Genomic DNA, 427 nt, shown 5'->3' on the forward strand with positions numbered 1-427 from the left:
GCCTCGGCGTCGGCGTAAAAATTAAATTCGGCCAGCGGGGTGATATTGCCTGGCGTCAGTCCGGAACCGCCCATGACATACACGCGCTTCACTTTTTCGGCCAGCGCGGGCGCTTTCAGCACCGCCATCGCGAGATTGGTCAGCGGCCCCAGGGTGACGATTTCCAGCTCGCCCTTGAGCCGTGCGGCGCAGTCGATGATGGCGTCCACGGCATGAACGGGTTCTACGGCCAAGCGTGGGGTCGGCAAGGCCATGTCGCCCATGCCGTCTTCACCGTGAATATGGTGCGAGTGATAGCGCGTGCGAAACAGTGGTTTCGCCATGCCGGCGTAAACCGGAGGAGCATAGGTTCCCGCTTTTTCCACGCAAATGAGCGCATTTTTGACGCAGTGTTCTAGCGGGCAGTTTCCGGCGACCGCGGTGATCG

Annotated in this window: 1 protein-coding gene; it reads right to left on the reverse strand. The window is 60.9% G+C overall.

Going from position 1 to position 427, the window contains the following annotated elements; translation table 11 throughout:
* A partial coding sequence (locus tag C5L13_RS28480; protein WP_205836901.1) for a nucleoside hydrolase occupies positions 1-427 on the reverse strand: 427 nt, incomplete at both ends.

The sequence above is a fragment of the Neorhizobium alkalisoli genome (genome assembly GCF_002968635.1).
In the GTDB taxonomy this organism is placed as follows: Bacteria; Pseudomonadota; Alphaproteobacteria; order Rhizobiales; family Rhizobiaceae; genus Neorhizobium; species Neorhizobium alkalisoli.